Source organism: Wohlfahrtiimonas sp. XWW7, assembly GCF_056716055.1.
In genome coordinates this window covers 1,231,301-1,252,408 of record NZ_CP168032.1, presented here as the reverse complement: position 1 = coordinate 1,252,408, position 21,108 = coordinate 1,231,301, and the positions used below count along the sequence as shown (strand labels likewise).

Genomic DNA, 21,108 nt, shown 5'->3' with positions numbered 1-21,108 from the left:
TGCTACTAATCGATAGCTTTTGTCACTTCATCAATTTGTAAATTCAAACTCTGTAAACCTTTGCCAGATAAATACCATAATTTTGGCGTCAACATGATTACTTTACCATCTTTGATCGCTTGAACATTTTGAAATTCTGCTGCTTTGAAGTAATCCTCTTTCATTGGCGTTTTACCAATCGCAGCACTTCTATCAATTAAATAGATAATATCTGGATTCACTGCCGTTAAATATTGACCATCCGCAGCAACACGACCTTCATGTTTTTTCTCATCTGCACGTTTTACGCCAGCAACATCATGCACCAATGTTGCATAACCACTGTGATTAGATAAACCTACTTTGCCATCATTGTGCATTAACACAACAGCTTTTTTAGGCGATGCCGCACTCTTATCTTGAGCCGCTTTGATTTTAGTATCCAATTTGCCCAATGCCGCTTTTGCTTCCGCTTCTTTACCAATCGTTTTACCAACCGCTAAGATATTATATTGAACAGATTCAACATAATTATCATTCCCAGCAGAGAAGTTAATCACTGGTGCAATGGATTGCAACTCAGCAGCCGCTCTACCTTGACGACCTGAAATCACAATAAAATCTGGGTTTTCTTTTCGGATAAGTTCCATATCTAAATTGAACATATCACCAGATACTTTGTACTGTTCTGCTAAATATTTTTCTAAATATTCTGGTGTATGCTTTTTTGGCAACGCAATCACGGAAGCTTCACCACCCAATGCATCAATCGTATCCAAAGCACCAAAATCCATAATAACGCCTTTAGGATCCGCCATTGCTGTCGTTAAACCGCATGTTAGTAGTGTTGCCAATAATAATTTACGCATATACAAACCTCTATCAAAAAATATTAATACACAAATGCAAATGATTATTATTCATATCTATTAACAAAAGTCCATTAATAAATTCAATATTTAAATGATTTACCATTAATCAGCTCATTCAACACTATAAAAAAAGCCATAGAAATTCTGAACTGCACCCCAAAAGTTGGACACAACTTTGGGGTGTTTTTATATGGCGAAGTATTCTTTTGATTTCAAATTAAAAGTTGTTAAGTTTTATCAAAAAGGAAATGGATATAGCTCTACAGCTGATCATTTTAATATTGATCACTCCACCGTTAAAAAGTGGGTCAAAGCTTATCAGTATCATGGTCAATCAGGGATTCAGCCAAGAACAACAAAACGATTATATTCTGCTGAATTCAAATATTATGTATTGAAGTTTATGTCAGATCATTATTACTCTGCCCGCGAAGCGGCTTCATATTTTAATATTCCAGCATTTACTTCTATATTAGAATGGCAATCACTGTTTAAAGAAGGTGGTTTGAGTGCACTTGAACCACGTCAAAAAGGAAGACCTAAAAAGATGAGATTGCCCAAAAAACCTGATAATCGCACTGAACAAGAAAAGTTGATAGATCAACTTCAAGCTGAATTAGCCTATCTTCGTGCGGAGAATGATGTGTTAAAAAAGTTTCAGGAATTGGACGAGAAGGAAGAAGCGCTCAGGCGCAAACAATCATCGCAGAAGAACTCAAAGTAAAGCATTCATTGTCATCGTTACTGAAAATCATGAATCTAGCCAAAAGCACTTATTACTATCATAAGGCAGTATTGGCTAAGCCTGATTCAGATGAAAGCCTTAAAGCAAGGATAACAGCCCTTTTTCATGAGCATAAAGGTCGATATGGTTATCGTCGCATCACTGCGATATTACAAAAAGATTTCCCCATTAACCATAAAAAAGTTCAAAGAATCATGCGATTACTGAATCTTAAATCTTTAGTAAGACCGAAGAAATACCAATCTTATAAAGGAAAAGTTGGAAAAATAGCGAAGAATATTTTGAAGCGTAATTTTAAGGCTCAAAGGCCCAACCAAAAATGGGTAACAGATGTCACAGAGTTTAAAGTGAACGGTGAAAAGCTGTATTTATCTCCGATTTTAGATCTATATAATCAGGAAATTATTAGCTATGAAGTTGCTAAAAACTCCAAATATGAGTTGGTGGGTAAAATGCTGAATAAGGCATTGAAGCATTTAAAGTTACATAAGAAAGGACGCAAGAAACTGATTTTACATTCTGATCAAGGTTGGCAATATCAAATGAAACAGTACCAACAATCTTTAAAAGATCACAAAGTTAGACAAAGCATGTCACGCAAAGGCAATTGCTATGATAATGCTGTGATTGAGAACTTCTTTGGTGTTTTGAAATCAGAGCTATTTCATGTGAAAAAATTTGAATCTATCGATCAATTAGAGAAAGAGATTCATGAGTACATCGATTATTACAATAATGATCGAATTAAGCTCAAACTAAAAGGACTGAGTCCGATAGAATATCGAAATCAGTCCTTGTCTTTATAATTTATAAACTGTCCAAGTTTATGGGGTCAGTTCAATTCATCTATGACTTTAATTCTAATCATATTTTTAAAAAATTATGATCGAATGCATTGCGATGTAATGAATGGATTATCATTGCCTTGTTTTTTAGCAATGATCTGATTTCTTTCACACTCCCAACGTTTTGGTGGATAAACTCGATTCCATTCTTGCATTAGATTTTTCTCTTGAGACGCTAATGCAATCCCATATCTCTGCTCCATATAAAGATATGTTCGCGCAATCATACCTTTAACTTCTTTACGTGGCTGAACTTGACGTTTTTTGAAATCTACTGCAAATTCACAACGACCATATTGGTTAAATTTCTTCGTAAATTCACTGAAACGGAAATTGGAACGATCTGCATTCACTTCACCAATCGCGGGTTGCAAATTATGCATATCGCCTTCCATGATGTCGAATTGAGCAATACCGCCACAATTCTTACGACCACCTTCTTTCCAGCAACGCAACTGCTTACCAAAATTATGAGCTGGCATAACATGCTCCCACTCAATACGATTAGCGCGCACATCATCCCGACGAATTTGGTACCCACAACTTGCAAGATTTAACTCACTTTTACGATCGTTATAAGTAAAATCACAACCACAATAAAATTCTTTTTGTCGTGGATTGTTTTGATAAATTTTAATCAACTCTGTTTTTGCTTTTGCAAATGTTTGTACATCTCGAGAACTGCCTTTATCACTCTGTTCAATAATGGTTTTGCCACCAAAAAAAGAGCCAATCAATGTAATCAAAACAATGACAGCTGTTTGTAATGGCTTACGTTTAAACTGTTTGATCAGACGATTAATATCTTGAGGAGAAATTTGCTTCTTAGCCATGTTTTTATGTCTTCGTTTACCGATGAAAACGCTACACTATATAGATAAAATCGTGCTTCCTCAATCTGCAGGTCAAATTTAAATCTGCTATACTTCATGAATAAATTTCTTGGGGAAAATAATCAATGAATATCACGTTCTTAGGCACAGGCGCAGGCAAACCTTCACTACAACGTAATGTGACAAGCAATGTCCTCGACTTAACTAAAGAACGACAAGAAATGTGGCTTTTTGATTGCGGTGAAGCAACCAGCCATCAAATTCAACGATTACAACGTAAAGAATCTAAAGAACAATGCGAGTTACCCAACATCACATTACAAAAAATCTCCAAAATCTTTATCACTCATCTTCATGGCGACCATATTTTTGGCTTATTCGGCTTATTAACGAGCCGATCCATGAGTGGATGTAAAAAACCTCTGACATTATATGGCCCTAAAGGCATTGAAAAGATTCTCACAACCGTCATTGAAATCACGGAATCTTTCATGATGTTTCCTCTTGAAATTATCGAACTAGAAGCCAACAGCGATCCAAGTATTCCATTTTTAGTTTTTGAAGATGAAACCTTTAAAGTCACAGCAATAGAATTGCAACATCGCGTACAATCCTTCGCTTATCGTATAGAAGAAAAAGAGAGTATTGGCAAATTAGATGTGCAAGCACTACTTCAAATCGGTGTACAAGATCATACAATTTATCAACAATTAAAAGATCAACAAACTGTCACATTAGAGAATGGACAAATTCTAAAACCACAAGATTATTTAAAAGCGCCACAAAAAGGAAAAACCGTCGTGATATTTGGCGACACTTATCCATGCACAAATGCTGTGACAATCGCACAAAATGCGGACTTCATATTGCATGAAGCCACATATTCTCAAGAGTTTGAAGTATTAGCCTTAGAACGAGCTCATTCAACAACAGCACAAACAGCAACCACGGCTAAAAATGCTAATGCTAAAAAACTCTACTTCACACACATCAGTGCGCGCTATCACCACCCTGAAGATCAGAAACAATTGGTTAACGAATGTCGCGCTATTTTTCCTGAAAGCTATATTACTCAAGATTTGCTGCGCGTTGAAATTTAATTAAAATTCCAATTTTTTCAATAAATCTGGGCGGCGCTCTAATGTATCCGCCATGGATTTTTCCTTGCGCCACTCCGCAATTTTCTTATGATTACCTGATAATAAAACATCAGGCACTCGCATGCCATTGATCTCTTCGGGGCGAGTATAATGCGGACAATCCAATAAACCATCACTGAAAGAATCTTGCTCAAATGACTCATGATTAGATAATACATCTGGTAATAAACGTGATACAGAATCAATCACAATATTGGCAGCCAACTCGCCACCTGATAAAACATAATCACCCACGGAAAGCTCTAAATCTATCTCGCTCTCAATAATTCGCTCATCTACACCTTCATAGCGACCACATAATAAAACAATGTGAGATTGCTCCTTCAACTCTTGAACCAATGCTTGATCCAATAGCTTGCCGCGCGGTGATAAATAGATGCGATAACCTCTATTTTCACGCACTTTAGAAATTTCATCCAAAGCATCTTTGAGTGGCTGATATTTCATAACCATTCCTGGGCCGCCACCATAAGGTCGATCATCCACAGTATGATGGATATCTGTTGTATATTTCCTAGGATTCCAGCATTGAGTTTCAATACTTCCCTTTTGATGAGCTCGGCCAACCACGCCAAGCTCACAATAATTCTCAATCAATTCAGGGAAAAGTGTTATGACATCAAATATCATCTTCATCCCAATCCACTAAAATTTCTTTAGCTTCTAAATCTACTTTAATCACTGTATGACCAACTGTGAAAGGAATTAAACATTCTTGACCATTTTTTTTAGCAACCAATACATCATTTGCACCTGTTTCTAAAAACTCAGTCACTTCGCCAAAAATAAAACCAGCTTCATTTTTAACTGTTAAGCCCATTAAATCCGCCAAATAAAACTCACCTTCTTCCAATGCTTCTAATTGTGAGTTTTCAATGAACAATTCTAAACCATAATATGGCTCTATCGCAGTGCGATCAATGAATCCTTTAAACTTGATCACTAAACTTTTGCCTGCATAAGCTGTATCTTCGACTTCTAATTTCTGCCATGCATTGTTTTTAAATACAAATAAATGATCATAACCAAAGATTGCATCTCTTGGTCGCGTTTCAGAGAAAATTTTCACATAGCCTTTGAGACCTTGAAAACCATTGATTTTACCTACAGCGATTTTGCCAGTATTGTCCATATACAAATTACCTTCAAAAAAAAACCTCACTCGACAGAATGAGGTATTTTTATATTAAAAACTAAATTATTGAGCTTTCTTGTTCAACTCATTAATAATTTGTTTAACACGGTCAGTAGGTTGTGCACCAACGCCTACCCAGTAGTTAAAACGATCCATATCAAGACGCACGCGCTCTTCTTGACCTGAAGCGATAGGGTTAAAGAAACCCAAACGTTCAATGTAACGACCTGTTGCTACGTTTCTGCTATCTGCAGCTACTACTTGATAGAAAGGGCGCTTCTTAGATCCACCACGTGCTAAACGAATTGTAACCATAAAATAAAAATCCTAAAAATATAAATAATTAAATAACACAGCACTTCTTTTACAATATAGAGACACGATACATTAGAAGCACAAAAATAACATCTTATTCTACTATAAAAGTTAGAAAAAGAAAATATTTAAGCGTGTACAAAAGTTGGCAAAGTAAATTGAGTGAAAATTGAGAACTCTTCTTCTTCACAAGTTACCCACTCATAAGCATCAGGAGAATTCATTAATTCACGAATTAACAAGTTATTCAATCTATGCCCTGCTTTATAACCAACAAACTTACCTAAAATTGGAAAACCTAATTGGTATAAGTCACCAACAGCATCCAAGAGCTTATGACGAACAAATTCATCAGAATAGCGCAATCCACCCTCATTTAAAATACGATAGTCATCAACAACAATCGCATTATCTAGGCTTCCGCCTAAACCAAGGTTTAATTCACGCATTTTTTCAAAATCACGCATAAAACCAAATGTTCTTGCGCGAGAAAACTCTTCAATAAAAACTTTTGCAGAGAAATCACAATCAACATGATCACCTGTACGATTTAGCACAGGATGGTCAAACTTAATTGTAAAGTCGAGCGCAAATCCATTATAAGGCTCTAGCGTAGCAACCTTATCATCTTCCTTAACAGTGACAGCTTTTTTGATCTTGATAAAGCGCTTAGGCGCATCTTGATCCACAACACCTGCTGACTGTAACAAATAAACGAAAGGCGCTGAGCTACCATCCATAATCGGCACTTCTGCGGCACTAACTTCAATCAATACATTATCCACACCAAAAGCCGCTAATGCTGCCATTAAGTGCTCAACAGTAGAAACAGTTTCTTTAGATTCTGGGCTACTTGCAATCTTTGTTGCAAGCATCGTATCAATGACGCCTTCAGCTGATACCGCAAACGCTGTACTATTTTGAATATCACTACGTTTAAATTGAATACCAAAATCTACAGGCATCGGCGACAAAGTCAGAGAAACTTTTTTCCCTGAATGCAACCCGATACCTACTGTTGATATCTTTTTCTTTAAAGTTCTTTGTTTAATCATTTAGTCCGATTGCTTTCTTAAAAATGCTGGAATATCTAAGATTTCACCAAATAATTTATCTTGCTGAGAACCACGACGCTCTGATTTACGACCATTTTCATACTCATCTTCTTCGTGCTGAACACGACGGCGAGAAGTCGGAGCTGTTGCAGTATCTCTTGGTGCATCTAACCCTGTTGCGATAATTGTTACACGCAACTCATCACCCAATTCCTCTTCAATTGCAGTACCAATAATCACAGTAGCATCTTCTGATGCATACTCACTGATCATATGACCCACTTCATGGTATTCACCAATTGATAAGCCTGCGCCACCTGTAATATTTACAAGAATACCTTTAGCACCTGCTAAATTAATATTATCCAATAATGGAGAAGCAATCGCCTCTTGCGTTGCTTCTCGCGCTCTATTGTCACCAGAAGCAGAACCCACACCCATCATTGCCATACCTTGTTGACTCATGACAGTTTTAACGTCATTAAAATCCAAGTTAATTAAACCTGGTTTAATGATGCTTTCTGAAATACCTTGTACCGCATTATACAATACATTATTTGCTGCTGCGAAAGCCTCAACTAAACTTGCGGTTTTGCCTAATACAGTCAATAAACGCTCATTAGGAATTGTAATCAATGAATCAACATGCTCAGCCAATACTTTCAAACCAGAATTTGCTGCATTTTCACGTTTTTTACCTTCAAAACTGAAAGGCCTAGACACAACGGCAACGGTTAAAATCCCCATTTCTCTTGCTGTTTCAGCAATCACAGGCGCAGCACCAGTACCTGTACCACCGCCCATACCTGCAGCAACAAACACCATATTTGCACCATCAAGCGCTTCTTTAATACGTTCTTTATCTTCTAACGCAGCTTGACGGCCAATTTCAGGATTTGCACCTGCACCCAATCCTTTAGTTAAGGATGATCCTAATTGAATCATCACTTCTGCTTTCGTCTTTTTTAATGCTTGAGAGTCTGTGTTTGCAGATAAAAAGCTGACACCTTTTAAACCAGAATCCACCATATGAGTTACAGCATTGCCACCAGCGCCACCAACGCCAATAATTTTTATAATTGGTTTTTGGTCTTCAAAGTCTTGGTGTAATTCAAAAACTGGCATCTATAAAACCCCATAAAAAATAAAATTCACGACATTATAGCAAAATATTCTCATTTTTTAAAAATATTGCTTTAACCCTTTTTTAAACTTCTGGAAAAAACTTTCCTTTGGCTCTTCGCCATCTCTTCTTTGACTGTGTAGATAATATTCTTGTTGTGTCTTTAGTAATCCTATCACAGTAGCATATCTAGGGTCTCTAATGTCAATATGCTGACTTGCTAATTCTTTACAAACCTCAACATTTTTGACAAAACCCACCCTAACTGGCAAATCAAAATAATCCTCTGCGGCATCTTCAATGTGTTCCACCAGTGATCCACCACCAGTAAAAACAAAACCCGCACCTAACATATGATCATAATAATTACGTTTCAATTCTTGACGAATCAAACCAAAGAAATCTTCATAACGTGCTTCAATGATGCTAGATAACTCTACGCGAGAAATACTTTTCACAGAATGATGCATCGGCAATTCAGCCATTGCACCATGAGGAATCATATCTGAACGACAAGAGCCAAACTTCACTTTAAAACTTTCTGCAACATCGGTACTCATATGCATAATCGCAGCGATATCTAAAGTGACGCGATCACCAGCAAATGGAATACTGAAAACATCTTTCAATGCGCCATTAATATAAATAGCCAAATCAACCGTTCCACTGCCAATATCCACCAAACAAACACCTAAACGCTTTTCATCTTCGGTCAATACAGCAATTGCAGATGCAATGCCTTGAAATACAAAATTATCTACACCAAAATCACATTTCTCAATACATTTGCGAGTATTGTTCAATGCATTAGAAGATGCTGTCACAACTAAAGCTTTAACATCCAGTCGAATCCCTGTCATCCCGATAGGATTGGTAATGCCTTTTTGCTTATCAATTTCATATTCCTGAGGAATAACATGGATCACTTCTGTTCCTTGTGGAATAGCCATATCTCGTGCATTTTTAAGCACTTCTTCTTTATCTTTATAGGTTACTTCCTTGCGATTAATCGGTACCATTCCTGCTGATTCATCACAATCAATGTGCTCACCAGTAACAGAAGCAGATAACGAAAACACCTCACACTGACCTTGTTTTTCTAAAGATTTAATTGCATCTTTAATGGCAATAGACACTTGCTCAATGTCAGAGATCGTTCCTGCAGATACACCATAAGTTTTCTGAGAGCTCAAACCTCTAACAACGACTTTATCATCGTGAACTTCAGCAACAACCGCAAGAATTTTACTCGTGCCAATATCTAGCCCTACAACTAAACCTGGTTCTTTTTCTTCTGTTATACGATTATTATTCACCATAATCTATCTACCGTTTCCACTTTAAAGCATATCCATGATCATATCTAAAATCTATCGCAATGATATTATCTATCTTTGAACGAATAGATGAAGGATAGTGCATCACAAATCTTCTGAGCCTTTCTTCAAAAAATTTTGCACCTAGATACAATTCTACATCATTTTCGAGCACAATTGTCCAAGCACCACGATAATCCAAGATTATTTTTTCAACCCTCAACCCTAAAGATCCAATCTCTTTTTCGATGATCCCCATTCCATCCAATAGCTTATCTTTTTGTTCAACATTACCTTGTAAATTAATCATTGGCTGTGATGGCATTAATTTAGGTTCAAAAATTGTACCATCAGCTTCGATCAGATATAGATCATTCCAAATCGCAACTGGCCTTCTCTCTTCGATCACCAAAGTCACTTCATCAGGTAATTTACGCCTAACTTCCACCGATTTAATCCAGGGATGCTTGGATAAATGATCACGATGCGCATCCAAATCGTAACTAATAATATTTTGCCCTAATAATTCATTCAATAAGGCTTGTTTATGCTCACCCACCAAATATTGCTCATCAGAGTGAACCACAACTTTTTGAATAGGAAAAACATTGTTCATCGACAAGTACTGCCATCCCATATATGGAATAAAAAACAGAGAGAAAAGCCCTAAAATTCTCAATGTAAATCGACTATAGCGCCATATACTTGCAAAAAACTCCCGCCAATTAAAAGGTTTTTTATGCCGCACACCACGCTTACGACGACGCGACCAACTGGTCGCGCCGATAACTTGCTCATTATGTTGTTCGGTTATTTTTTTCTTTTTAACCGCTTTAGATCTAGCCTGCTTCATTCAGTCATCATAAAGAAGTTTTTAAAATTTCAAGACATAATGAATCATAGTCCAATCCTGTTGCCTTTGCTGCCATAGGCACTAATGAATGTCCTGTCATACCTGGAGACATATTGACCTCCAACAACCATGGCAAACCATTTTGATCCAACACTAAATCCACTCTTCCCCAACCTTCACCAGATACAGCATGAAATGCATCTTCACAGATTTTTTGAATCTTTACCTCAATCTCTGCATCTAAACCACATGGGCAAAAATAGCGTGTGTCATCTCGTAAATATTTAGCATCAAAGTCATAGAATGCTAAATCTGTTTCCATACGAATCAACGGCAATGCTTGACCATTTAAAATCGCACAAGTGTATTCTCCTTGACCAACAATCCATGGTTCTGCAAATATCGTACCACTTTTGCCTTGCGCATTTTGCCAAGCATTCAATAAATCCTCTTTACGCTCAACCTTGCTTACGCCAACGCTTGATCCATCTGCGCTTGGCTTGACTGCCAATGGAAAGATTCCCATATCAGCAACACGTGCAACATCCTCTTCAGTTTTTAACTCAAAAGTTTGTAATACAGGCAAACCTTTTGCCTGCCAAATGGCTTTAGTATGTAGTTTGTCCATACCAATTGCACAACCTAGCATGCCACTACCTGTATATGGAATATTAAGATACGTCAACAATGCTTGAATCGTACCATCTTCACCATAGCCACCGTGCAAATTATTCATCACACGATCAAATTTTTGCTCAATTAAATACGTCGCTAAGTTCACTTCCTGTGTATCAATCCCATGGGCATCCACACCTTTACGCAATAAAGCTTCCAACACAGCCTCACCAGACCATAAGGAAACCTGACGCTCAGATGATGTACCACCTAATAATACAGCCACTTTGCCAAATATTTTCGGATCAATTGCAGTCATTATAATGGCCCTCCTTTATAGAAATTAGCAGCAACACTACCAACGCTGCCCGCACCCATCATAACAACTAAATCATTATCTTCTGCAAATTGCTGATAGCATTCTCTAATTTCAGGCAATGTTTTTGCGTAACAGACAGAATGCCCCGATTTCTCTTCAATTGCCTTAATCAAAGTCTCAGTATTAATACCATCGATTGGCTTTTCACCAGCAGGATAAACATCTGTCAAAATCATATGAGGATATTCTTTCAATACATCTACAAATTCCGCAAACAACTCTTCTGTACGGGAATAACGATGTGGTTGAAAGACCAATACAATACGTTTTTTAGGATATGCTTCTGTCAATGCGCTCATCACACTTTGAATTTCAGTTGGATGATGACCGTAATCCTCCATCACTGAAACTTTACCGCCCACTTTCAATGGCACATCAGGATGTAACTGGAATCGACGACCAACGCCTTTAAACTTCATCAATCCACGACGAATGGCTGGCGCAGAAACACCTAAATCTGTCGCAATCGCCATCGCAGCAATACTGTTCAGTGCGCTATGTTTACCTGGCAGTGCCACCGTAAACTCACTCACACCAAATGGTGTTTTCACCATAAACTCAGTGCTTAATTTATTTGAATGATATTTTAACAATTGGAAGTCTGCATCTTCTGATTCACCATATGTTAAAAATGGGCGCTGCAACATTGGAATGATTTGACGTATACCTGGATTATCAATACACAAAACAACCAATCCATAAAATGGTAAATGATGCAAGAAATCCACAAAAGTCTTCTTCAAGGTTTCAAAATCACCCGCATAAGTAGACATATGATCTTTATCTATGTTTGTCACAATCGCTGCCATCGGGCGCAAATGTAAAAATGAAGCATCGGATTCATCAGCTTCCGCTACAAAATATTCACCCAAACCCAACTGAGAACTGGATACATTATTCGCCTTATTCACACGGCCGCCTACAACAAATGTAGGATCTAAGCCTGCCTCTTCTAAAATGGATGCTAATAAACTTGTCGTTGTGGTTTTTCCGTGCGTACCCGCAACAGCAATACCATAATGAAAACGCATCAACTCACCCAACATTTGAGCGCGTGCAATGATAGGAATCCCTGCTGATTTTGCAGCCACAACCTCTGGATTATCACTCTGAACTGCTGTTGAAACAACAATCACATCCGCACCATCAACATAAGATGCATCATGGCCAATTTTCACCAAAGCACCCAATGCGATCAAATGCTCCACTGTGGAGGATAAACTAATATCCGATCCAGTCACTTCATAACCTAAATTTAAACAAACTTCGGCAATACCACACATGCCTGAGCCACCAATTCCGATGAAATGAATTCGATTAATTCGACGCATATTACCTGCGCGTTTGTAGTGCATTGTTTGTGTCAAGATAACATCCTTTCTAATATAAATTTAGCGTCTAAAAGTTGATTCAATTGTCTGAACAATTTCTGTCACTGTATTAGGTTTTGCATTGTTACGGGCATTTTCCGCCATTTCTAAGCATCGTTCAAGTGTTAAGTCGTCCAATATCTTCACAATCTCTTTTTGATCAAACTGTTTTTCATCAATACAGTATGCAGCATGACTTTTAACAAGAAACTCAGCATTTTTGCGTTGATGATCATCCACTGCTGTTGGTAATGGAATTAAGATACTCCCGAGCCCTACCGCTGTTAGTTCTGCCAAAGTTAAAGCACCTGCTCGACAAATAATAATATCAGCCCATTCATAAGCTTCTGACATATTATCAATGAAAGGTGCTAAACGATAAGGCTGAATATTCACATTCGACCAACTTGCTTCTGCTTCAGAAAACAACTTTTCACCTGTTTGATGCCACACTTGAATTGCTCGTGAAGAACCCATCACTATTTTCGGTACAATCGTATTCACAAAACGTGAACCTTGCGAACCGCCTACGACTAAGATTCTCAATTCATCTCTTCTTTCGGCAAAACGCACCTTAGGTTCAGGTAATTGAAACAGAGCATCGCGCACAGGATTACCCACATATTGGCTATTAGCCCATTCTGATAATGGAAAGCCTGTTAACACCTGCGTGCTCACTTTTGCTAACCAACGATTGGTTAAACCCGGTACTGCATTTTGTTCATGAATGATCAAAGGAATGTTTAACATTTTTGCTGCAATACCACCTGGCCCTGATGCAAAGCCACCAAAACCAATCACACATTTAGGCTGTAATTTTTTCAAAATAGCTTTAGCTTCAAAGACAGCATTCAATAACTTTTTCGGTAAAGTTAACCAACCTTTAATACCGTTGCCACGCAATCCTTTGATGGATAATGAATAGAGATCAATCTCATGATTAGGCACTAACTTTGTTTCTAAGCCATGTGCACCTAACCATGCAACGGACAAACCCTGTTCACGCAAACGGTTAGCAACTGCAAGACCAGGAAAAATATGACCACCTGTGCCGCCAGCCATAATCACAACATCAACTGTCTGTAGGTTCTGATTCATTCAATTTAACCTTTTCATTTATTTTTTGTAACTCATGTTTAGAGTCAATATCAATTCTGAATAAAATACCAAGCGCGATCAAGACTGTAATCATACTGGATCCACCATAGCTCAAAAGTGGCAATGTTAAACCTTTTGTGGGTAATCGCCCCATTGCAACACCAAGATTGATAAAAGCCTGTCCAACGATCCACAATCCAATACCATAACTCAGATAAGCACCAAACTTCATACCACAAAACTCCGCACGTTTACCTATCATAAAAGCACGAGAAATTAATACTAAAAACAGAAAAATTAAAAAACCAACGCCAAGCAACCCTGTTTCTTCGGCATAAACTGCAAAAATAAAATCCGTATGTGCTTCTGGTAAATATCCCAACTTTTGAATACTTTCACCAATACCCGTTCCCATTAATTCACCACGGCCAATTGCCATTAATGAATTAATCAACTGAAAGCCTTCACCAAACTGATATTCCCAAGGATCTAAAAAAGTTTTTAAACGCGCTACACGATAAGGTGCAGCATAAACTAATGCCAACATACCCATCATTGTCATAATGATCATAATGGAGAATCGCCATGCAGAAACACCTGCTATAAAAATCATTGCCAAACCAACGCCCATTAAAACAGCTGTTGATCCAAAATCTGGCTCTAATAATAGAAATACACCCAACAAGCCCAGCGCAGACAATGGCGTAATGAGATACAACATCTCATTTTTAATTTTGTCATTATGACGAGATAAAAACCCTGCAATATAGATAAAAGCAAATAATTTACCTAATTCAGATGGCTGAAAATTAATAACACCCAATGGAATCCAACGCATGGCACCATTAATCTCGCGCCCAATTCCTGGAATCAGAACTAAAATTAGAATAATAAAAGCAACCCAATATAATTTACCCGAAATTTCATACCAGCCTTTCATTGAAATCATATATGCACCTGTGCCACCGATAAGCCCCATTGCTATATAGATCATCTGACGAATACTATAATGGTAAATACCGACGCCATACTTTTCTGCAGTAAATGATGATGCCGATGTAACCATCAACACACCAATCATCAATAAAACTGCAATCACAGATAGCAACCATGCATCCAATTGAACTTTACCTGCAGACTGTAATGGTTCTTTAAACATTGGATGAATTCTCTAGCGCTTCAACAAATCGAATAAAATGATCACCGCGATCATTAAAGCTCTTAAATTGATCAAAGCTCGCACATGCAGGTGAAAACAATACAACCTCGCCTTTTTTTGCACGCAAATGGATAGCTTGCAATGCATTTTCTAATGTTTCCACATAATGAGATTCACAATTTATTGGAATATGTGGAGCAATCGCCGAAACATCTTTACCAATCAAATAAACCCCCAACATACTTGGATGATCCAATAATGTCATGAGCTCAGAGAAATCCTGATCTTTCGTCACGCCGCCCAAAATTAACCATTTAGGTTCTAAAAAGCCTTCAATCGCTGCAACAGTTGAAGGTAAATTCGTTGCTTTAGAATCATTATAATAACGAACGCCATTGATCGATTTCACTAATACACAACGATGTGGTAATGCCTGATAAGTCTTGATCGATTGTCTTAATGCTTGTTCACTCACCTGCAAATCATCAGCGATACAGCAACATGCCATCACATTGGCATAATTATGCAATCCACCAATGCTAATTTCATTCAATGGAATTGAAATGGATTGATTCATAATTGCTACAGGCAATCCATCTTGCCAATTCATATGCCATCCAGTCTCAACGCCTTGCTTCAATGCAAAACCTATCGTTGGCTTTTGCACGTCGCGACTTGCGATGTGATTCATCAAATATTGATCTTCATTATTCACAACCCAGCGTTTCGCCATATCCAACAACTTAAATTTTGCATTAGCATAATCATCAAAACCGTTATAGCGATCTAAATGATCTGGCGCCAAATTTAAAATTACGCCAACATCGACATTCAAGTGATCCGTTGTTTCTAACTGAAAACTTGAGAGTTCCAAAACATAAGTTGGATTTTTGATATTATTTTCCTGCACGTGCAACCATAAATTTAAAGCAGGCTCACCTAAATTACCGCCCACAAATACATGTTCACGGTCATTTGCCAGAATTTCTGCGGTTAATGTTGTGACAGTACTTTTACCGTTTGTTCCTGTAATACCAATGATTTCATCATGTTGAGTTAAACGTGCAAATAACTCAATATCACCGCCAACATGATCTTTAGGCAAACGATTTAAACAATCTTGTAATTCAGACGTTGCCAATGGAATGCCTGGGCTTAACCACAAATAATCACATTCATCTAACCATTCAAGATTAAATCCACCTTCAAAAGTTGATGTTGCAATCTTTTGGATTTCCTCGCTATTAGGCGGATTATCACGCGAATCCATCGCTAAAATATGCTCAGCACCTAAAAATTTTAATGCTTTGACGACGGATAAACCTGTGATGCCAAATCCCACCACAAGATGTTTTGCTGATAAATCAATTGGTAACATCGCATGTTCCCTGCTGTTGAAAAGTGATCCGCTCTCGCTGGATCATTGTATGGTTAATATCACAAATGGTTTGCTGCCATTCATGTGACTTAAAATATGAGCTGCTTAATGTAACATCCACATAAAATCTCGCGGATTGATTTTTACAAGATGCTGAAATTTTATACCCATCTGAATAGTTTTCAACAGCGCTGTCACAAAATTGCTGCAAAGTTTTCATATCTTTTTCAGCAGAATATAAAGCTTTCAATTCATACAAGCTAAAGCATTCTTCTTTTTCTTCCACCAACGATTCGACATCATTGCGTGTTGAATATTTTTGTATTAACCATTTAAAGGGCAATTTTTTTAATTGAGTATTTTCAATCGCCAAATTGTCCACAAGATTCATTGTGGTTTCACTACGATAATGAACATGCCATGCTACATAGATCGCCACAAAGACTAATAATAGTAAACTAATTGTAATTTTTTTCATTTCTTTCACGCATAAAAAAACCTTAAAAACAGATTACCATTTTTAAGGTTTTGAAGGTGCAATGATTATTCTGCAACTTCCTCTTCTTCTTTCTCATGTTCTTGGCGCTGACGCTGCAAAGTCATCGCCTTATCCTTCATTTTAAGATATTGTCTGCTTAATTTATCCACTGCCTCGTCAATAGATACATATAAATCATCCGTTGTTGATTCTGCATTAATATCTGGTGAATGTGGCACTATCATTGTAATATCAGCATGTTGACGCTTATTTGTCACAGACAAAACAACATCCACTTGCGTGATTTGATCACGATGACGCTCAATTTTATTCAAACGCTCTTTAACATGTTCTTGTAGTGCAGGTGTTAACTCTAATCCATCGCCAGTTATATTAATATTCATATAGCTACTCCTTATCTATCGAGTGAAACAATTTATTCTTAATTCTTTTGCTACAACTACTCTCTGTAGATTCACATTAATACAGATTTTGTGAAATGAGAAGCGAAACTTCACTGTTTCGCTTAATATTCATTCAAATATGACAAATATTATAAATCATCCAATTGATCCAATGAAGGCACATACAAATAGCTGCCTGTTACTGCGTGTGTGTAACCAAACATGCGATCAAATTGATCATCATTTTCACCACACATATTTTTTAGCATTGCATCAATCGATGTTAATTTTGCACAATAACCTACAAAATAAAGACCTTTTTCGCCTGTTGCATAACCATAAGGCAAACTTTGACGAACAATCTCCAACTCCTCGCCATCTTTTTCAATCACAACGCGCTCTGTATGTGCACCAATAGGCTTATCTTCATCAGACATTTCGATGTCATCTTGTTTTGTACGTCCAAATGTTCCTTCTTGTGTTGCAAGATCAAATGTATTGAACTTATCAATATCATGCACCCAACGCTGTGCAATTACATAGCTACCGCCTGCGTCTTTACCTTCAGGAATGATGGCAACATCTGCACGATCCTGTAAGCCTTTAGGATTTTCTGTACCATCTACAAATCCACTCAAATCGCGTGCTTCTAACCAACGAAAGCCATGAACTTCCTCTTCCACAGTGACAAGATCTTTGAACAATTTCATAAACTCTTGCGCTAAAGTGAAATTAATTTTGTGCTCGTAAGATAAAATGTGCACAAACATATCACGTTGAGTGCCTTGCACCATGCCTTTCGCCATTGTTTGTAAATCATGTAACTCTTCTGCGCTTTCTGCATCGCCCGAAAGTTTGGTCCAAGCATCACGACCAAAAGCAACAACGGCAGATAATCCCATTTGACCAAATCGTGTTTTATACGAGCGAATACGTGCATTAAAATCACCAATCGCATCTTTAATTGCATCTAAATCATCTGTTTTAAAATTTGCTTCAATAAAAATCGCATGATCTCTATCTTCTAACACTGTGCCGTCTTGATAATTCAATTCACTCATTATCCAATGCTCCCTAACTTAATATAAATTTTATCGATAATCCTAATACAGAAATGGGGATCTTTCTTCATTTTACCAGCGAATCCAATCAATAACTGTGATAGAACTGCTTTTAATCAAGATTTTTGTAAGAAACCGATTGAGTACACACTACTTAAATAAAACATTTTCTATATTTTTTCAGCATAAATCAGTCAATGATTTGATCATTTTACAGATCACAATAAAAATATTCTTTTTCCTTTTATTAAACATTATTGCTATACTTGCTAATCATAAATTTCTGTAAATACAGAAATTACGCAATATTATGAATACGACGATGCAAAAGGAAACTTATGGCACACTCAATTCAAAAAAATATTCAATGGCGAGATCTAGTACCCATGAGCAAACGAGAAAGCATACAAGAAGTACTACTCTCGCTACCTTGGCTTATCCTTTCCCTTACTCTTGCCCATTATCAATTCTACTTCTTTGCCCTTGGCGCTTCTTTTATGTTCTTCATGGTAGGATTAAGACAAGTTCATGATGCTTTTCATCAAGCATTAGGGTTAACCTTATGGGGAAATCATCTTTTACTTTACCTGCTAGGCCTTTTAATGCTTGGCTCAATGCGTGCAGTAAAAGTGAATCACCTTCGCCATCATCGTTACTGCTTAGAAGAGGATGATATTGAAGGAAAATGCGCCAAAATGAGCTGGTGGAAAGCGCTTTTTCTCTTTTCTCCCATCTACTTCTTCTATCATCACTATAAAGCACTCCAATATGGCAATAAAAATGATCGCCATTGGATTATCTTTGAACTATTGAGCAATGCGATCATCCTATTTTTTGTATTTTTTATCTTAGACTATTCGCTTCTAATTTATCATTACATTGCCATGATAATTGGCCAACTTCTTTCAGTATTTTTTGCGGTATGGACAGTTCATCATGGTGCCGAGGATCACATTTATATGGCAAGAACCATACGCCATTCCATCAAAAGCAATATCACTTATCAATTATTTTATCACGTTGAGCACCATTTATTTCCTGCTGTCCCCACTAAAAGACTTCCTATACTTGCCAAGCGCATTGATGCTTATCAACCCGACTTAGAAAAGAGAATGGTTTATTAGGCTTTAGATTTTAAAAAAGGAGGTGTTACCCTCCTTTTTAAACTCCTACAATTCATTTATTATTTAATCAAACGGCTAATATCCTTAAATTTAGGATGATCTGCTGTTTCTAATAATTCAAATAATAAAGATTCCAAGCCTGTTGTACCTGCACCATAACCAATCATTCGATCAATACCGAGATCTTTATTCTCTTTTGTACGTGATGAAACGCAATCCACAATCACATCCACATCATAATTTTCGAGTAATAGATCTCTTGCTGTTTGGAATACACAAATATGAGATTCCATACCTGCTAATAAAATATGATCCGCACCAGATTCTTTCAATTGCTCTTGGAATTCCATACTTCCCCAAGCACTGAATGTATTTTTCACAATTGGCGAATTACCACCTGCATTTAAAATTTCTTTTAATGACTCAACAGTTGTGCCCAAGCCTTTTGGATACTGCTCCAACCAAAGAACAGGAATATTGAGCAATTCTAAACCTGTTAACAATTTCTCTAAACGAGGGATCAAATCATCTTTATCATGAATCACGTTATTCAATTTCTCTTGAACATCTACAAATACCAAAATCGGGTTTGCGTATTTCATTCCTCATTCTCCTTACAATTACTCAAAATATAAATTCAGCCGTATTATCTACAATCTTAACAGCAAAATCTCTTTCACTTGATCACTCGTGATATTTTGACGCTCACCAAGCTTCCACCCTCTTGATTTAATGCGCTCAACAACGGGCAAAATAGACTCTTGATTCAATCCATAAGCCGACAAATATGTTTTGATGCCCACAGAATTAAAGAATTGTTCAATTGCTTGAAGCGTTAAATCCAACTGCTGCTCTTCATTTGCTTCATGAATATCGAATATTGTTCTGCCCAATTGGCTAATCTTTTTAGCTTTCTGCACTTTCATCACTTGTAACAAACCTGGCAATACAATTGCCAATGTTTGCGCATGATCCAAGCCATACAATGCCGTCAATTCATGGCCAATCATATGCGTCGCCCAATCTTGCTCCACGCCGCACCCAATCCAGCCATTCAGCGCCCAAGTTGCAGCCCACATGAAATTAGCGCGTGATTCGTAATCATGATCATCTTGGATTAACATTGGTGCTTCATGAACCAGAACTTTTAAAATGGATTCAGCCATGTAATCTTGCAACAAATTATTCTCTGAACCTGTTGTAAGATATTGTTCCACCACATGAACAAATGCATCCACAATGCCGTTAGAGATCTGCTTTCTTGGTAAACTGTATGTAGTTTCAGGATCTAAAACAGAAAATTTAGGAAATGTGCTTGCACTGGAAAAAGGAAGCTTTTCTTCTGTGGAAGCTCGGGTAATCACACCGCCACTATTCATTTCTGAACCTGTGGCAGGCAATGTAATCACAGCACCAAATGGCAAAGCACATTCAATATTGGCACCATTTTTTAATAAAATATCCCAAGGGTTATGTCCCATAAATTTAGTAGCTGAGGCTATAAACTTTGTTGCATCCAAAACCGAACCACCGCCCACAGCCAAGAGAAAATCAATATCATTTTTCTTGATCATCTCAACCGCTTTTAAGCAAGTTTCATAATGTGGATTAGGTTCAATGCCTGAAAACTCTAGCACTTCATGATTTTGCAATGCGCTCATCACCTGATCATAAACACCGTTGGCTTTGATACTACCACCGCCATATAGCATTAATACTTTGCTAGTTGTAGGAATTTCAGAGGCAATATTAGCAATCATGCCTTTGCCAAAAATAATCTTAGTGGGATTTGCGTAGATAAAATTTTTCAT

General features: G+C 37.3%; 22 protein-coding genes. 3 read left to right on the top strand and 19 right to left on the bottom strand.

The window, feature by feature from the left end; translation table 11 throughout:
- Positions 1–5: 5 nt before the first annotated feature.
- Positions 6–848, bottom strand: a complete 843-nt coding sequence (locus ACA100_RS06000; RefSeq protein ID WP_481079059.1) for an ABC transporter substrate-binding protein — start codon at positions 846–848, stop codon at positions 6–8.
- A 193-nt stretch (positions 849–1,041) separates the two neighbouring features.
- Here ACA100_RS06000 and ACA100_RS05995 point away from each other — a divergent pair.
- Positions 1,042–2,402, top strand: a protein-coding gene (locus ACA100_RS05995) for an IS3 family transposase (RefSeq protein WP_481076906.1) whose coding sequence is annotated in 2 segments (ribosomal slippage) — positions 1,042–1,522 and positions 1,522–2,402 — 1,362 coding nt in all. Because the reading frame shifts where the segments join, the coding sequence is not laid out codon by codon here.
- A gap of 74 nt (positions 2,403–2,476) precedes the next feature.
- On the opposite strand, the gene ACA100_RS05990 is transcribed toward ACA100_RS05995, so the two are convergent.
- Complete coding sequence (locus ACA100_RS05990; protein WP_481079058.1) at positions 2,477–3,274, bottom strand: endonuclease; 798 nt, start codon at positions 3,272–3,274, stop codon at positions 2,477–2,479.
- 125 nt (positions 3,275–3,399) lie between these two features.
- On the opposite strand from ACA100_RS05990, the gene rnz reads away from it, so the two are divergent.
- Positions 3,400–4,374, top strand: coding sequence for a ribonuclease Z (gene rnz, locus ACA100_RS05985; protein ID WP_481079057.1), 975 nt, complete (start codon positions 3,400–3,402; stop codon positions 4,372–4,374).
- On the opposite strand, the gene trmD is transcribed toward rnz, so the two are convergent.
- The 15 genes from trmD to ACA100_RS05910 form a co-directional block, all read right to left on the bottom strand.
- Positions 4,375–5,070 carry a tRNA (guanosine(37)-N1)-methyltransferase TrmD gene (gene trmD, locus ACA100_RS05980; protein WP_481079056.1) on the bottom strand — a complete coding sequence of 232 codons (696 nt, stop codon included), beginning with the start codon at positions 5,068–5,070 and terminating at the stop codon, positions 4,375–4,377. It lies immediately after the preceding gene.
- Positions 5,054–5,566 (bottom strand): ribosome maturation factor RimM, encoded by a 513-nt coding sequence (rimM, locus tag ACA100_RS05975; RefSeq protein ID WP_481079055.1) that lies wholly within the window; start codon positions 5,564–5,566, stop codon positions 5,054–5,056. Before rimM ends, trmD begins: the two co-directional genes overlap by 17 nt.
- A gap of 66 nt (positions 5,567–5,632) precedes the next feature.
- Positions 5,633–5,884 carry a 30S ribosomal protein S16 gene (rpsP, locus tag ACA100_RS05970; RefSeq protein WP_481079054.1) on the bottom strand — a complete coding sequence of 84 codons (252 nt, stop codon included), beginning with the start codon at positions 5,882–5,884 and terminating at the stop codon, positions 5,633–5,635.
- A gap of 128 nt (positions 5,885–6,012) precedes the next feature.
- The gene (lpxC, locus tag ACA100_RS05965) at positions 6,013–6,939 is read right to left on the bottom strand and encodes a UDP-3-O-acyl-N-acetylglucosamine deacetylase (protein ID WP_481079053.1); all 927 of its coding nucleotides are present in this window, start codon (positions 6,937–6,939) and stop codon (positions 6,013–6,015) included.
- A complete protein-coding gene (gene ftsZ, locus ACA100_RS05960) occupies positions 6,940–8,064 on the bottom strand; it encodes a cell division protein FtsZ (RefSeq protein ID WP_481079052.1) in 1,125 nt (374 codons plus the stop codon). It abuts the gene before it with no gap.
- 57 nt (positions 8,065–8,121) lie between these two features.
- Positions 8,122–9,381, bottom strand: a complete 1,260-nt coding sequence (gene ftsA, locus ACA100_RS05955; protein WP_481079051.1) for a cell division protein FtsA — start codon at positions 9,379–9,381, stop codon at positions 8,122–8,124.
- A 7-nt stretch (positions 9,382–9,388) separates the two neighbouring features.
- Positions 9,389–10,231, bottom strand: a complete 843-nt coding sequence (locus ACA100_RS05950) for a cell division protein FtsQ/DivIB (protein ID WP_481079050.1) — start codon at positions 10,229–10,231, stop codon at positions 9,389–9,391.
- Between the two features lie 7 nt (positions 10,232–10,238).
- Positions 10,239–11,165 carry a D-alanine--D-alanine ligase gene (locus tag ACA100_RS05945; protein ID WP_481079049.1) on the bottom strand — a complete coding sequence of 309 codons (927 nt, stop codon included), beginning with the start codon at positions 11,163–11,165 and terminating at the stop codon, positions 10,239–10,241.
- Positions 11,165–12,580: a UDP-N-acetylmuramate--L-alanine ligase gene (gene murC / locus ACA100_RS05940; RefSeq protein WP_481079108.1), complete on the bottom strand. Its 1,416-nt coding sequence runs from the start codon at positions 12,578–12,580 to the stop codon at positions 11,165–11,167. Before murC ends, ACA100_RS05945 begins: the two co-directional genes overlap by 1 nt.
- A gap of 36 nt (positions 12,581–12,616) precedes the next feature.
- Positions 12,617–13,693: an undecaprenyldiphospho-muramoylpentapeptide beta-N-acetylglucosaminyltransferase gene (murG, locus tag ACA100_RS05935; RefSeq protein WP_481079048.1), complete on the bottom strand. Its 1,077-nt coding sequence runs from the start codon at positions 13,691–13,693 to the stop codon at positions 12,617–12,619.
- Positions 13,668–14,852 (bottom strand): putative lipid II flippase FtsW, encoded by a 1,185-nt coding sequence (ftsW, locus tag ACA100_RS05930; protein WP_481079047.1) that lies wholly within the window; start codon positions 14,850–14,852, stop codon positions 13,668–13,670. The genes murG and ftsW overlap by 26 nt, the downstream gene beginning before the upstream one ends.
- The gene (gene murD, locus ACA100_RS05925) at positions 14,845–16,230 is read right to left on the bottom strand and encodes a UDP-N-acetylmuramoyl-L-alanine--D-glutamate ligase (protein ID WP_481079046.1); all 1,386 of its coding nucleotides are present in this window, start codon (positions 16,228–16,230) and stop codon (positions 14,845–14,847) included. The genes ftsW and murD overlap by 8 nt, the downstream gene beginning before the upstream one ends.
- Entirely contained in the window at positions 16,217–16,708 is a 492-nt protein-coding gene (locus ACA100_RS05920; RefSeq protein ID WP_481079045.1) for a hypothetical protein, read from the bottom strand. Before ACA100_RS05920 ends, murD begins: the two co-directional genes overlap by 14 nt.
- A 65-nt stretch (positions 16,709–16,773) precedes the next feature.
- Positions 16,774–17,112, bottom strand: a complete 339-nt coding sequence (gene hpf / locus ACA100_RS05915; protein WP_481079044.1) for a ribosome hibernation-promoting factor, HPF/YfiA family — start codon at positions 17,110–17,112, stop codon at positions 16,774–16,776.
- 149 nt (positions 17,113–17,261) lie between these two features.
- Positions 17,262–18,173, bottom strand: a complete 912-nt coding sequence (locus ACA100_RS05910; RefSeq protein WP_481079043.1) for a Dyp-type peroxidase — start codon at positions 18,171–18,173, stop codon at positions 17,262–17,264.
- Between the two features lie 338 nt (positions 18,174–18,511).
- Here ACA100_RS05910 and ACA100_RS05905 point away from each other — a divergent pair, with 338 nt between their 5' ends.
- Positions 18,512–19,297 carry a fatty acid desaturase gene (locus ACA100_RS05905; RefSeq protein WP_481079042.1) on the top strand — a complete coding sequence of 262 codons (786 nt, stop codon included), beginning with the start codon at positions 18,512–18,514 and terminating at the stop codon, positions 19,295–19,297.
- Positions 19,298–19,356: 59 nt separating this feature from the next.
- On the opposite strand, the gene ACA100_RS05900 is transcribed toward ACA100_RS05905, so the two are convergent.
- Positions 19,357–19,899 (bottom strand): isochorismatase family protein, encoded by a 543-nt coding sequence (locus ACA100_RS05900; protein WP_481079041.1) that lies wholly within the window; start codon positions 19,897–19,899, stop codon positions 19,357–19,359.
- A 48-nt stretch (positions 19,900–19,947) separates the two neighbouring features.
- Entirely contained in the window at positions 19,948–21,108 is a 1,161-nt protein-coding gene (locus ACA100_RS05895) for an iron-containing alcohol dehydrogenase (RefSeq protein ID WP_481079040.1), read from the bottom strand.

Excerpts from the sequence above, each read along its gene's own strand:
- hpf (WP_481079044.1), bottom strand. The coding sequence starts at position 17,112 with ATGAATATTAATATAACTGGCGATGGATTAGAGTTAACACCTGCACTA.
- trmD (WP_481079056.1), bottom strand. The coding sequence starts at position 5,070 with ATGAAGATGATATTTGATGTCATAACACTTTTCCCTGAATTGATTGAG.
- rpsP (WP_481079054.1), bottom strand. The coding sequence starts at position 5,884 with ATGGTTACAATTCGTTTAGCACGTGGTGGATCTAAGAAGCGCCCTTTC.
- ACA100_RS05900 (WP_481079041.1), bottom strand. The coding sequence starts at position 19,899 with ATGAAATACGCAAACCCGATTTTGGTATTTGTAGATGTTCAAGAGAAA.
- ftsA (WP_481079051.1), bottom strand. The coding sequence starts at position 9,381 with ATGGTGAATAATAATCGTATAACAGAAGAAAAAGAACCAGGTTTAGTT.
- rnz (WP_481079057.1), top strand. The coding sequence starts at position 3,400 with ATGAATATCACGTTCTTAGGCACAGGCGCAGGCAAACCTTCACTACAA.
- ftsZ (WP_481079052.1), bottom strand. The coding sequence starts at position 8,064 with ATGCCAGTTTTTGAATTACACCAAGACTTTGAAGACCAAAAACCAATT.
- ACA100_RS05990 (WP_481079058.1), bottom strand. The coding sequence starts at position 3,274 with ATGGCTAAGAAGCAAATTTCTCCTCAAGATATTAATCGTCTGATCAAA.
- ftsW (WP_481079047.1), bottom strand. The coding sequence starts at position 14,852 with ATGTTTAAAGAACCATTACAGTCTGCAGGTAAAGTTCAATTGGATGCA.
- murC (WP_481079108.1), bottom strand. The coding sequence starts at position 12,580 with ATGCACTACAAACGCGCAGGTAATATGCGTCGAATTAATCGAATTCAT.
- ACA100_RS05920 (WP_481079045.1), bottom strand. The coding sequence starts at position 16,708 with ATGAAAAAAATTACAATTAGTTTACTATTATTAGTCTTTGTGGCGATC.
- murG (WP_481079048.1), bottom strand. The coding sequence starts at position 13,693 with ATGAATCAGAACCTACAGACAGTTGATGTTGTGATTATGGCTGGCGGC.
- lpxC (WP_481079053.1), bottom strand. The coding sequence starts at position 6,939 with ATGATTAAACAAAGAACTTTAAAGAAAAAGATATCAACAGTAGGTATC.
- rimM (WP_481079055.1), bottom strand. The coding sequence starts at position 5,566 with ATGGACAATACTGGCAAAATCGCTGTAGGTAAAATCAATGGTTTTCAA.
- ACA100_RS05895 (WP_481079040.1), bottom strand. The coding sequence starts at position 21,108 with ATGAAAAATTTTATCTACGCAAATCCCACTAAGATTATTTTTGGCAAA.
- ACA100_RS05905 (WP_481079042.1), top strand. The coding sequence starts at position 18,512 with ATGGCACACTCAATTCAAAAAAATATTCAATGGCGAGATCTAGTACCC.
- ACA100_RS06000 (WP_481079059.1), bottom strand. The coding sequence starts at position 848 with ATGCGTAAATTATTATTGGCAACACTACTAACATGCGGTTTAACGACA.
- ACA100_RS05910 (WP_481079043.1), bottom strand. The coding sequence starts at position 18,173 with ATGAGTGAATTGAATTATCAAGACGGCACAGTGTTAGAAGATAGAGAT.
- ACA100_RS05945 (WP_481079049.1), bottom strand. The coding sequence starts at position 11,165 with ATGACTGCAATTGATCCGAAAATATTTGGCAAAGTGGCTGTATTATTA.
- ACA100_RS05950 (WP_481079050.1), bottom strand. The coding sequence starts at position 10,231 with ATGAAGCAGGCTAGATCTAAAGCGGTTAAAAAGAAAAAAATAACCGAA.
- murD (WP_481079046.1), bottom strand. The coding sequence starts at position 16,230 with ATGTTACCAATTGATTTATCAGCAAAACATCTTGTGGTGGGATTTGGC.